Origin of the sequence: Acidovorax sp. (assembly GCF_046339755.1) — a bacterium.
Classification (GTDB): domain Bacteria; phylum Pseudomonadota; class Gammaproteobacteria; order Burkholderiales; family Burkholderiaceae_C; genus Acidovorax.
Genome location: NZ_JBKDTZ010000182.1, coordinates 1 through 11,581 on the forward strand (window position 1 = coordinate 1; position 11,581 = coordinate 11,581).

Below are 11,581 nucleotides of genomic sequence, written 5' to 3' on the forward strand. Positions count from 1 at the left end.
GCGGACTGGGTGCGCCCTGGCGAGCGGGCGCACATGGCGCTGGCCGCTGGCGAGTTCTGCTTCGTGGTGCTGTTGGCGGGGAGTTGGGGGCTGGAGTGCTCCGTGCTGGTGCGCGGTGCGCTCTCGCGCGGCGACCTCACGCCGGTGGTGGTGCTCACGGCGCGCGATGGGGTCGAGGACCGGGTGCTCGGGCTCGATATCGGGGCCGACGACTACCTGCTCAAGCCTTTCGAGATGACCGAGTTGCTGGCGCGCATGCGCGCCGTGGTGCGCCGGCGCAGCGGGGCCGCCCAGTCCCTGCTGGGCAACGGTGCCGTGCAGCTGGACCTGGCCACGCGCGAGGTGCTGCAGGATGGCGTGCGTGGCGCCCTCACGGCACGCGAATTCGCGCTGCTGCATGCGCTGCTGGAGCGGCCCGGGGCCATCCTCTCGCGCGAGCAGCTCGAGAACCGCATCTACGGCTGGGGCGAGGAGGTCAGCAGCAATGCCGTGGACGTGCTCATCCACGGCATGCGCCGCAAGCTCGGGCCCGAGGCGATCCGCAACGTGCGCGGCCTGGGCTGGCGGGTGGCGGCGCCATGACGGGCGCAGTGCCCGAGGCGGCGCCCCGCTGGTACCGCCCGCGCTCGCTGCGCGGGCAGATCCTGCTTTGGCTGGCCCCCTGGGTGCTGGCGGGTGCCGTGGTGGCGGGCGGGGCCTTCTGGGCCAGCTACAGCGCGCTCATCCATACCTTCATGCAGTACCAGATGGAGATACTGGCGCGCTCCCACCTGGCGGGCGGTCCGGCCGGTCAGGGCGATGCGGTCGAGCTGCTGCCCCCGCTCAGCCGCACCCACATCGTGGAATGGGGTGCCTTCGTCGTGCAGGTCTGGTCGGCCGATGGCCGTTTGCTCGCCACCTCCGGCCCTGAGATCGGCGTGCCCCTGCAGGCGGCAACGGGCCACCAGCGCCTGCGCACCCGTGATGCCTGGGCGCCTGGATGGCGCGTCTACACCACGTCCCCGGGTGGGCAGCACCAGCACCGCGTGCAGGTGCTGCAAAGCGAACAGTTCCTTCAGGAGGAGGTGGCCGTGCGCACTCTGTACGCCATCGTTCCCCTGGCCTTGCTGGTGCCTGCGCTGCTGTTCACGCTGTGGCGGGTGGTGGGCCGCGCGTCGCGCTCGCTGCGCGCCGTGGCCGACGAGGTGGCCGAGCGCAACGACCGCAGCCTGGGGGCCATACCCATGGGCCGTGTGCCCGAAGAGATCGTGCCGCTGGTCGGTTCGTTCAATGCCCTGCTCGCGCGGCTGGAGGAGGCCTTTGCGGCCCAGCGCCGCTTCGTGCAGGATGCCGCGCACGAGCTGCGCACGCCCATGGCGGCCATGGCGCTGCAGATGGAGAACCTGCAGCCGCTGCTGCCCCCGGGCGATGCGCAGCAGCAATTCGCCCAGCTCGATGCCGGCATGCGCCGGGCCCGGCACTTGATCGGCCAATTGCTGCGCCTCTCGCGCCAGGAAGCCCCGGCGTCGGTGCAGGCGCCCGCGGAGCCGGTGGACATCACGGCCCTGCTGCGCGAGAGCGTGGGCCAGCTCATGCCGCTGGCGGACCAGCGGCGCATAGAGGTGGGCTTCAGCGGTGCCTGCGCCGTGCGCGTGAATGCCGTGGCCAGCGATCTGCGCAGCGTGTTCGACAACCTGCTGGACAACGCGCTGCGATACACCCCCGAGGGCGGCAGCGTCGAGGTGCGCCTGCACCTGCTGGCCGGCGGCCCGGCGGTGGACATCGTCGACACCGGGCCTGGCATACCACACGAGCTGATGGAGCGGGTGTTCGACCGCTTCTTTCGCGTGCCCGGAGCTGCGGCCGATGGCAGCGGCCTGGGCCTGGCCATTACCCGGGCCGCGGCGCTGCGCCATGGACTTCGGGTGGAGTTGCGGGCCAGGGACGACGGGGCGGCGGGCCTGGTGGCGCGGGTGCACCTGCTTGCTCATTCAGCGGTAAGTCAGTACTAATCCCCGCCTGAGTCGCGCTGCCTAAAGTGGATGAACACCCATCTTCTCAAGGTTCCTGCGATGAAAACACGCATTTTTGCTTCCCCCGCCCTGGCCTGGTCCTGGGGCTTGCTGGCACTGTCGGCGCTGGCCATCGGCGCTGTCTCGCTGCGCTACGCGCTGCCCGGCATGCCTTTTCCCATGGACTTGCCCAGCCTGGAACTGTCACCCCGGCCGTTCATTGTGCATGCGGTCAGCGCCTCGCTGGCTTTGGTGCTCGGGCCGCTGCAGTTCGTGCCGGCCTGGCGTGCGCGGTTTCCGGCGCTGCACAGCTGGGTGGGCCGTGCCTATGTGCTGTCGATTGCCGTGGCCTGGCTGTCGTCGCTGCCGCTGGCCGTGAACGCCATGACGGGCGCGGTGGCCGCCGCCGGCTTCTTCGCGCTGGGCCTGGCGTGGGTGGTGACCACGGGCATGGGCCTGGCGCGCGCCCTGCAGCGGCGCTTGGCCGAGCACCGGCGCTGGATGCTGCGCAGCTTCGCGCTCACGGCCGCCGCCATCACGCTGCGCATCTACCTGGGCGCCAGCATGGCGGCCGATATTGATGAAGAGCTGTCCTACCCCGTCATCGCCTGGCTGTGCTGGGTGCCCAATGCGCTCGTGGCCGAGTGGTACCTGCGGCGCCAGGGCCGCACGCAGCGCCCGCAAGCGCTGCAGTTCCCGTAAGGCTCAGCGCACGCGCATGCCCGGCGTGGCGCCCGGCCAGGGGTTGAGCACGTAGATGCCGGGCTGGGCATTCTCGTCGCCATGGCTGGCGGCCAGCACCATGCCTTCGGACACGCCAAACTTCATCTTGCGCGGTGCCAGGTTGGCCACCATCACCGTGTGCTTGCCGATCAGGTCGGCCGGCTGGTAGGCGCTGGCGATGCCGCTGAACACGTTACGCGTGCGGCCTTCGCCCACATCCAGCGTCAGGCGCAGCAGCTTGGTCGAGCCTTCCACCGGCTCGCAGTTCACGATCAGCGCGATGCGCAGGTCGATCTTGGTGAAGTCGTCGATGCCGATGGTCGGCGCCAGTTCCTCACCGCCGGGTGCGGCCGCTTCAGGTGCCGCAGCTTCCGGTTGTGCCGGGGCCTCGAACAGCGCGTCGAGTTGCTCGGGCGCCACGCGCTGCATCAGGTGCTGGTAGGGGGCGATGGCCTGCACGTCGCCGGCCACGGTCCAGCGCTGCATGTCGCTGCCGACAAAGGCTTCCACCGCGCGGGCCAGGCCCGGCAGCACCGGGGCCAGGTAGCGCGTGAGCACGGCAAAGGCGTTGATCAGCACCGAGCACACCTGGTGCAGGGCCTCGTTGTTGGCGGCGTCCTTGGCCAGGTCCCAGGGCTTGTTCTGGTCCACGTAGGCGTTGACCCGGTCGGCCAGCAGCATGATCTCGCGCGTGGCCTTGCCGAACTCGCGCGCCTCGTACATCTGGGCCAGCGCATCGCCCGCGCCGCGGATCTCGGCCAGCAGGGCTGCGCCATCGGTGCCGAACTGCGTGGTGAGCTTGCCGTCGAAGCGCTTGGTCAGAAAGCCCGCCGCGCGGCTGGCGATATTGACGAACGTGCCGATCAGGTCGCTGTTCACGCGCGCCATGAAGTCGTCGGCGTTGAAGTCGATGTCTTCGTTGCGGTTGGACAGCTTGGCCGCCAGGTAGTAGCGCAGCCACTCGGGGTTCATGTTCAGGCCCAGGTACTTGAGCGGATCGAGGCCGGTGCCGCGGCTCTTGCTCATCTTCTCGCCGTTGTTCACGGTGAGAAAGCCGTGCACGAACACGTTGTCGGGCGTCTTGCGGCCGGAAAAGTGCAGCATGGCGGGCCAGAACAGCGTGTGGAAGGTCACGATGTCCTTGCCGATGAAGTGGTACTGCTCGGTGTCGGGCGCGGCCATGTACTCGTCGAAGCTGCGGGTGTCGCCATGCTTCTCCTTGGGGCCGCCCTTGTCGAACCAGTTCTTCAGCGAGGCCAGGTAGCCCACGGGCGCATCGAGCCAGACGTAGAAGTACTTGCCCGGTGCGTCGGGGATCTCTATGCCGAAGTAGGGCGCGTCGCGCGAGATGTCCCAGTCGCCCAGGCCCTCGCTGGTCGTGCCGTCCGGGTTGGTGCGCACGGTGAACCACTCCTTGATCTTGTTGGCCACCTCGGGCTGGAGCTTGCCGTCCTGGGTCCAGCGCTCCAGGAACTCCACGCAGCGCGGGTCCGAGAGCTTGAAGAAGAAATGCTCCGAGCTCTTGAGCTCGGGCTTCACGCCCGAGAGGGCCGAGAACGGATTGATCAGGTCGGTAGGGGCGTAGACGGAGCCGCAGACCTCGCAGTTGTCGCCGTACTGGTCCTTGGCGTGGCACTTGGGGCATTCGCCCTTGATGAAGCGGTCGGGCAGGAACATGTTCTTCTCGGGGTCGAAGAACTGCTCGATGGTACGGGTCTCGATCAGCGAGCCGTCGGCGCGATCGCGCAGGTCGCGGTAGATCTGGCGCGCCAGGTCATGGTTTTCCGGGCCGTCGGTGCTGTGCCAGTTGTCGAAGCTGATGTGAAAGCCATCGAGGTACTGCTTGCGGCCGGCCGCGATGTCGGCCACGAACTGCTGGGGCGTCTTGCCGGCCTTCTCGGCTGCGATCATGATCGGCGCCCCGTGCGTATCGTCGGCACCGACGAAGTTGACCGCGTTGCCCTGCATGCGCTGGAACCGCACCCAGATGTCGGCCTGGATGTACTCCATGATGTGGCCGATATGGAAGTTGCCATTGGCATAGGGCAGGGCGGTGGTGACGAAGAGCTTGCGTGCGGATGACGTCATGGGTCGTACTTTCTCGGGCGGAACCCATGATTTTAGGCGCTCGGGACCACCTTGGGCCTGGCAGGGGCAGATGCCACAATGCCCGGCTCAAGAACAAAGGGGGAGACAGGCATGGCCAAGATGCGCTGGGGCAGGCTGGCAGGGGGATTGGGGATCGCTGTGCTGGCGGGGGCCGCCTACCTGGCGTGGTGGCCGGTGCCCATCGCACCCGTCGTCTGGACGGCACCCCCCGCGCCCGGCTACCAGGGCGTGCATGCCCCCAACCAGCGCCTGGCCGGGCTGCGCATGATCGACCTGAAGGGCGAGATCGGCCCCGAGCACATCGCCGTGGGCCGGGACAGCAAGCTCTACACCACGGTGCTGAGCGGCAATATCCTGCGCATGAACCCCGACGGAACGGACCAGCAGGTGTTCGCCAACACCGGCGGGCGCGTGCTGGGCTTCGACTTCGACGCGGCAGGCAACCTGATCGCGGCCGATGCGGTCAAGGGCCTGCTGTCCATCGGCCCCGACGGCAAGGTCAGCCTGCTCACCGACAAGGTCGGCAATGACCCCATCCGCTATGCCGATGGCGTGGTGGTGGCAAAAAGCGGCAGGATGTACCTGAGCGATGCCTCCACCCGGTTTGCGCCCAAGGACTGGGGCGGCACCTTCGAGGCCAGCGTGCTCGACATCCTGGAGCAGGCCAGCACCGGCCGCGTGCTCGAATACGACCCCGCCACCCGCGTTACGCGCGTGGTGGCCCGGGGCATCAGCTTCGCCAATGGCGTGGCGCTGAGCCAGGACGAGCAGAGCCTGTTCGTCAACGAGACAGGCAAGTACCGGGTGTGGAAGATCGCGGTGGACGCCAGGGATCTGGACATCGGCAGCGCGCCGCCGGGCCCGCAGGCGCGAGTCCTTCTCGACAACCTGCCCGGCTACCCCGACAACCTCATGCGCGGGCAGGACGGGCGCATCTGGATGGGTTTTGCCAAGCCGCGCGGCGCCGCCATCGACAACATGGCCGGCAAGCTCTGGCTGCGCAGCCTGACCTTGCGCCTGCCGCGCGTACTGTGGCCCATTCCCAAACCTTATGGCCACGTGATCGCCTTCACCGACGATGGAAAGGTGGTGGCCGATCTGCAGGACCCGGCGGGCGCCTACCCTGAGACCACGGCCATCACCGAGACGGCGGACCGGCTGTATGTGCAGAGCCTGCATGCGCACGGCCTGGGCTGGCTGCCCAAGGATGTGCTCAAGGCGCCGTAGGCTCGCTGTCCGTGTGCAGGCGGGTTTGTACTTCAGCGCCTGTATCCGTCCAGCCAAAGAATTGGCATACCTCGGTGCGCATGGCCAGCGTGTCCTCGCGGCCCAGGGCCATGAGTTCGCGCGTGTAGCCCGACTCGAACAGCAGGTAGCTGGCCAGGGCTGCGCCGCGCACGTCGGCCATGTTGGAGGTGACGCCCAGGGCGCCCAGCATGGCGCGCACGGGGGTGGGCAGATTGCCCACATGGCGGGCGGCCACGGCGTCCAGGCGCTGCGAGGGGGCGATCACCAGCAGTTCGATGGGGCGCAGGGCACTCCTGGCGCGCACCTCGGGCGGGATCAGCGACAGCGTCTGGTTCACGCGCTGCACGCGCTCCACGTCGACCGAGAGCGCGTCGAGGAAGATGTTGGACAGCGCATGCCCTGCGATCTGCGCCAGCGAGGGGTAGGTCGGCGTGGGGTTGGCCGAGGCATCGCCCTTGGGCTCGTGCATGCGGCCTGCGCCCACCACCAGGATGCGCTCGGCCCCGAGGTGGATGGCCGGCGCGATGGGCGCCGACTGGCGCATGGAGCCATCGCCGAAGTACTCCATGTGGTCGCCCATGCTGATGGGCTTGGCCGGGAACACGAAGGGAATCGCCGAGGAGGCGAGCAGGTGCTCGTGCGTGATGCGGTCGCGCGCCGCCTTGCGCTGCGAGCGCACCCAGGGCTGCAGCGGGGCGTTGGTTTCGAAGAAGGTCACGTGCTCGCCCGAGCTGTAGCTCGACGCCGTGACCGCCAGCGCCGTGAGGTGCCCCTTTTTCAGCAGGCGCGGCAGGCGCACCAGCGGTACCAGCCGCACCAGCAGTTTTTCGAGCGGCGAGTTGTCTAGCAGCGAGCGCGGGCGCATGCGGCGCCAGCGCGCCAGGGCCCAGCCCAGCGACAGCAGCGACAGCCAGCGCGCGCCGCTGCGCAGCACGCTCAGCGAGTCGGCCCGGTACACCTGCTGGGCATGGAAGTCGCGCCACACGCGGGCGATGCGGCGCACGGCCCGGTCGAAGTTGTCGGCCCCGCAGGCCAGCGCCGCCGCATTGATGGCACCGGCCGAGGTGCCGGTGATGATGGGAAAGGGGTTGGGCTCGTCGCCTGCGCCACAGGCCTGGCGCAGGTCGGCGATGGCTTCGAGCACGCCCACCTGGTAGGCCGCCCGGGCTCCGCCGCCCGTCAGCAGCAAGCCCGTGGCGGGAGGGGCTGGCGGGGCAGGGCTGTCGGGTGGGTGCATCGGCGCGTGCGTGGGTGGGGTCAACGGCAAGTGTGCTGCGTTGGCTGCGGTCCGCCACTTGGGGAAACCCGCATGGCGGATGGCTTCAGGCTTTGGCCAGGAGCAGGTTGGCCACGCCGGGGTCTTGCAACACGGTGATGCCATTGTCGCGCGCAAACAGGCGGGCGTTGTCGGAGAGCTGGCCCTGCGTCATCACGTAGATGCCCGTGGCAGCACCCTCGGCCTGCATGGCGGCATGCAGTTCGCGGATCGGCTCGATGCCATGGGTGGCGGCCTTCCAGCGCCTGGCGCTGACCAGGGTGGCCTGGCCGCTCTTGGCCACGCGCAGGTCCACGGGGCCGGATTTGGGCTTTTCCACCGTGCAGCCGTCGCGCACCCAGGCGGCCTCCAGTGCATCGCAGAACTGGCGCCAGGGCATGCTGTTGACGGCGCCCAGCATTTCCTCGACCCGGGCCGGGCTGGGGGCCCTGAGCTGGCGCCAGGCCGCGATGCAGCCCACCACGAAGATGGGCAGCGTGCCCACGGCGCCGACATAGGCGTACTCGCGCGGCAGCAAGGCGCCGGCGGCCAGTGCGATCACCCCCACCACCAGGAAGCTGACCCACCAGGGCGAGCGCAGCAGCACGGCGAACAGGGATTTCTCGGCCATCTTGAATTTCACGGGGGGAGCTTTCGGAGTCTGTGACAGGGGGTGGAAGACGCGCATTGTCCTGCACTTACGCGGGGCGGGGCCCGTTGGATAGACTACCCGCCTTACCGGAGTTAATTGAATGGCAGTCACCGAACAAGGCCTTCTGGCCGCACTTTCCAGCGTACAAGACCCGCACACGGGCAAGGACTACGTGAGCACGAAGGCGCTGCGCAACCTGAAGATCGACGGTGGCAAGGTGTCCTTCGGCGTGGAACTGGGCTATCCGGCCAAGAGCCTGGAAGCCGAACTCAGCCGCCTGCTGGTGGCCGCTGCCAAAGGTGTGCCCGGTGTGGAAGACGTGGCCGTGCAGATCACCACCAAGATCACGGCCCATGCCGTGCAGCGCGGCGTGCAACTGCTGCCGGGCGTGAAGAACATCATTGCCGTGGCCTCGGGCAAGGGCGGCGTGGGCAAGAGCACCACCGCCGCCAACCTGGCCCTGGCCCTGGCGGCCGAGGGTGCGCGCGTGGGCGTGCTCGACGCCGACATCTACGGCCCCAGCCAGCCCATGATGCTGGGCATTGCCCGCCGCCCCGAGAGTGCCGACGGCAAGACCATGGAGCCGCTGGAAAACCACGGCGTGCAGGTCATGTCCATCGGCTTCCTGGTGAACCAGGATGACGCCATGATCTGGCGTGGCCCCATGGCCACGCAGGCGCTGGAGCAGATGCTGCGCCAGACCAACTGGAAGGACCTCGACTACCTGATCGTCGACATGCCCCCCGGCACCGGCGACATCCAGCTCACGCTGTCGCAGCGCGTGCCCATGACCGGTTCGGTGATCGTGACCACGCCGCAGGACATCGCGCTGCTCGATGCCAAGAAGGGCATCAAGATGTTCGAGAAGGTGGGCGTGCCCATCCTGGGCATCGTGGAGAACATGGCCGTGCATGTATGCAGCAACTGCGGCCATGTGGAGCACATCTTCGGCGCCGACGGCGGCAAGAAGATGGCGGCCGAGTACCAGATGGACTACCTGGGCGCGCTGCCGCTGGACATGCAGATCCGCCTGCAGGCCGACAGCGGCAAGCCCACCGTGGTGGCCGACCCCGATGGCGACGTGGCGCAGATCTACAAGAAGGTGGCGCGCACCGTGGCCGTCAAGATTGCCCAGCAGGCCAAGGACTTCTCGTCCAAGTTCCCGACCATCTCGGTCAGCAAGGATACGTGAGCGTGCGCCCGCGCAAGGCCCGGCAGCCGGGCGATGAAGGAGCGGTGCGCCAATGAACCTGCTGGCCGCCATGCGCTACCTGGTCTCGCTTGACGAGCACCGCCACTTCGGTCGCGCAGCGCAGGCCTGCCACATCACCCAGCCGGCCCTCTCGAACGCCCTGCGTGCGCTGGAGGAGGAGTTCGGCGTCGTCATCGTGCAACGGGCGCGCAGCTATGTGGGTCTGACCCACGAGGGCGAGGCGGTGCTGGCCACCGCCCAGCGCATGCTGCGCGACAACGAGGTGCTGCGTCAGGAGCTGCGCAGCACCGAGATCGCGCCGCAGGGCCGCCTGCGCATGGCATCCACGCCCACGGCGGTGCCCATCCTGTCGCGCTTTGCCGCCATGCTGCAGGCGCGGCACCCGGGCATCCTGCCCGTGGTGCTGTCCATGAGCTCGCAGGAGCTGGAGCAGCGGCTCGAAGACCTGTCCCTGGACTTGGCCGTGGGCTACAGCGAGCGCATGCAGGCCAAGCGCGTGAACCTGCGCTCCTGGCCGCAATGCAACGAGCATTACTACCTGCTGCGCCGCGCCCGCGTGCCCGACCCGGACCGCCTGCGCATCGGCCCGCCCATGCGCTGGAAGGATGCCGGCCAGTTGCCCCTGTGCCTGCTCACGCCGGACATGCACAACCGCTTCATCATCGACGAGGCCCTGCGCGAGGCGGGCGCCCCGATTCCCCCCGCCATCGAGACCAACTCGGTGCTGACGCTGGTGCTGTCCGTCCTGTCGGGCGAGGTCTACAGCGTGCTGCCGGGCGCCATGGTGGCGGCCGCGCGCAGCGAGCGCGGCCTGGAAGCGCTGCCCCTGGTCTCGCCCGAGGTGCGCACCCCCATTGGCTTCATGACGCAGCGCGGCCCGCGCGTATCCCGGGCGCTCGAAGCCGCGCTCGAACTGCTGGACCTGCCCGAGTGGCGCGACCATGTGGCGCAGCACTGTGGCGAATTGAAGGATTAGCCCCCGGCGCTGGGCGCCTTCCACCGGTTCCCGCCCCGTCCCTGGGCTGCAATGGTGCGCCGCACCATGCTTGCCCACGGCCGCTTTGCGCGTGATTCGTGTTCGCATCATTCAAATGTTGAATCGCAGCATGTGTCGATTCAATTTGACGCTGCACCCCTCCTGTTCAGACACTCCCGACCGCGATTGACCGAGGTCAAGAACAACAGCGCTTGCGCACCATCCAAGGAGATAGAACACATGACAGCTTCCACAGCGGGCACTGCGACAGCGCCCGGGGCCATGCCATCCCCCGGGTTTCTGGACAAGGAACGCATCATTGCCGCACCGGGATTCAACCGGTGGCTGGTGCCGCCGGCCGCCCTGGCCATCCACCTGTGCATCGGCATGGCCTACGGCTTCTCGGTGTTCTGGCTGCCACTGTCCAAGGCGCTGTCCACGGCCGGCACGGGGGCTGCCTGCGCCAAGGACATGAGCTTCTTTGCCGAGCTGTTCGCCAGCGGCTGCGACTGGCGTGTGGCCACGCTCGGGTGGATGTACACGCTGTTCTTCGTCTTCCTGGGCTGCTCGGCCGCCATCTGGGGCGGCTGGCTGGAGCGTGCCGGCCCGCGCAAGGCCGGTGTGGTCTCGGCCGTGTGCTGGTGCGGCGGCATGCTGCTGTCGGCGCTGGGCATCCACCTGCACCAGTTCTGGCTCATGATCCTGGGCTCGGGCGTCATCGGGGGCATCGGGCTGGGGCTCGGTTACATCTCCCCCGTGTCCACGCTGATCAAGTGGTTCCCGGACCGCCGCGGCATGGCCACCGGCATGGCCATCATGGGCTTCGGCGGCGGCGCGATGATCGGTTCGCCCCTGGCCGTGGACCTGATGAAGCACTTCTCCAGCCCCACCGACGTGGGCGTGATGCAGACCTTCGTGGTCATGGCGCTGGTGTATTTCGTGTTCATGATGGCCGGTGCCCTGGGCTACCGCGTGCCGCCCACGGGCTGGAAGCCTGCCGGCTGGACGCCGCCACCCCCCTCGGCCAATGCCATGATCACGCAACGCCACGTGCACGTGAAGCGTGTCTGGGGCATCCCCCAGTTCTGGCTCATCTGGGTCGTGCTGTGCATGAACGTGAGCGCCGGCATCGGCGTGATCGGCATGGCCTCGCCCATGCTGCAGGAAGTCTTCGGCGGCGGCCTGATCGGCGTTCCGCAGAAGTTCGGCGAGCTCGACAAGACCCAACTGGCGGCCATCGCGGCCGTGGCCGGTGGCTTCACCGCACTGCTGTCGCTGTTCAACATCGGTGGCCGCTTCTTCTGGGCCAGCCTGTCCGACAAGTTCGGCCGCAAGATGACCTACGTGATCTTCTTCGTGCTCGGCGGCCTGATGTACGCCAGCATCCCCAGCTCCGCCGGCGCGGGCAGCAAGC

The 11,581-nt window shown here is 68.4% G+C and carries 10 protein-coding genes; 7 read left to right on the forward strand and 3 right to left on the reverse strand.

What is annotated here, in order from left to right; all coding sequences use genetic code 11:
- The 3 genes from ACK59X_RS14845 to ACK59X_RS14855 form a co-directional block, all read left to right on the forward strand.
- Window positions 1-582: winged helix-turn-helix domain-containing protein (locus tag ACK59X_RS14845; protein WP_409958255.1), on the forward strand; the 582-nt coding region annotated here is incomplete at its 5' end.
- The gene (locus ACK59X_RS14850) at window positions 579-1,991 is read left to right on the forward strand and encodes a sensor histidine kinase (RefSeq protein ID WP_409958257.1); all 1,413 of its coding nucleotides are present in this window, start codon (window positions 579-581) and stop codon (window positions 1,989-1,991) included. The genes ACK59X_RS14845 and ACK59X_RS14850, both read left to right, overlap by 4 nt.
- A 60-nt stretch (window positions 1,992-2,051) precedes the next feature.
- On the forward strand, window positions 2,052-2,693 hold the full coding sequence (locus ACK59X_RS14855; RefSeq protein ID WP_409958259.1) for a DUF2306 domain-containing protein: 642 nt from the start codon (window positions 2,052-2,054) through the stop codon (window positions 2,691-2,693).
- 3 nt (window positions 2,694-2,696) lie between these two features.
- Here the strand turns inward: ACK59X_RS14855 and metG are convergent, their stop codons facing one another.
- On the reverse strand, window positions 2,697-4,802 hold the full coding sequence (gene metG, locus ACK59X_RS14860; protein ID WP_409958261.1) for a methionine--tRNA ligase: 2,106 nt from the start codon (window positions 4,800-4,802) through the stop codon (window positions 2,697-2,699).
- Window positions 4,803-4,913: 111 nt separating this feature from the next.
- Between metG and ACK59X_RS14865 the strand changes: the two genes are divergently transcribed.
- Window positions 4,914-6,050 (forward strand): SMP-30/gluconolactonase/LRE family protein, encoded by a 1,137-nt coding sequence (locus ACK59X_RS14865; RefSeq protein WP_409958263.1) that lies wholly within the window; start codon window positions 4,914-4,916, stop codon window positions 6,048-6,050.
- Here ACK59X_RS14865 and ACK59X_RS14870 read toward each other — a convergent pair.
- The gene (locus ACK59X_RS14870) at window positions 6,037-7,308 is read right to left on the reverse strand and encodes a patatin-like phospholipase family protein (RefSeq protein WP_409958265.1); all 1,272 of its coding nucleotides are present in this window, start codon (window positions 7,306-7,308) and stop codon (window positions 6,037-6,039) included. The two genes, ACK59X_RS14865 and ACK59X_RS14870, sit on opposite strands and share 14 nt — an antisense overlap.
- Window positions 7,309-7,393: 85 nt before the next feature.
- Window positions 7,394-7,969: a restriction endonuclease gene (locus ACK59X_RS14875; RefSeq protein WP_409958267.1), complete on the reverse strand. Its 576-nt coding sequence runs from the start codon at window positions 7,967-7,969 to the stop codon at window positions 7,394-7,396.
- 109 nt (window positions 7,970-8,078) lie between these two features.
- On the opposite strand from ACK59X_RS14875, the gene apbC reads away from it, so the two are divergent.
- From apbC to ACK59X_RS14890, 3 genes are all read left to right on the forward strand, one after another.
- The gene (gene apbC / locus ACK59X_RS14880; RefSeq protein ID WP_409958269.1) at window positions 8,079-9,170 is read left to right on the forward strand and encodes an iron-sulfur cluster carrier protein ApbC; all 1,092 of its coding nucleotides are present in this window, start codon (window positions 8,079-8,081) and stop codon (window positions 9,168-9,170) included.
- Window positions 9,171-9,222: 52 nt separating this feature from the next.
- A complete protein-coding gene (locus ACK59X_RS14885) occupies window positions 9,223-10,167 on the forward strand; it encodes a LysR substrate-binding domain-containing protein (protein ID WP_409958271.1) in 945 nt (314 codons plus the stop codon).
- A gap of 240 nt (window positions 10,168-10,407) precedes the next feature.
- The coding region (locus ACK59X_RS14890) for an OFA family MFS transporter (protein ID WP_409958273.1) at window positions 10,408-11,581 on the forward strand (1,174 nt) is incomplete at its 3' end.